The 375-nt window shown below is 67.5% G+C and carries 1 protein-coding gene; it reads left to right on the forward strand.

What is annotated here, in order from left to right; translation table 11 throughout:
- On the forward strand, window positions 1–330 hold a 330-nt coding region (locus tag AC1DSF_RS31360; RefSeq protein WP_478184207.1), incomplete at its 5' end, for a hypothetical protein.
- Window positions 331–375: the final 45 nt, after the last annotated feature.

The following is a 375-nucleotide window of genomic DNA, read 5'->3' on the forward strand; positions in this document are numbered from 1 at the left end:
CCTCGACACGAGCGGAGATGCCTGATGGACGCCCAGCAGTTGCCCATCACGATCACCAGCACCGGTCACGGGGAGTCAGTTCTCCAGATCGCCACCGACATGGCGAGCGGTGTGTACGTGTCCGGCGGCGACGCCACCGTCGGTCTGTCGTGCGCGGCCATGAAGTTGCTACGCACAGCGGTCGTGGAGTCCTCGAGCACGGTGGACCAGGTCGAGGTCATCACGGGGATCCTGCGCCGGGCCGAGCGTCAGCCCGAGCTTCGACGGCGGCTCGCGTCCACGCTCCGAAACGCGCTGGGCGAGCACGCGGCTCCGCCAGCGGCCGCGTGACCGTCCATCGAAATTCGGGGGATCCATCCATGACCACACCTACCA

Source organism: Variovorax sp. 01N429, assembly GCF_056399425.1.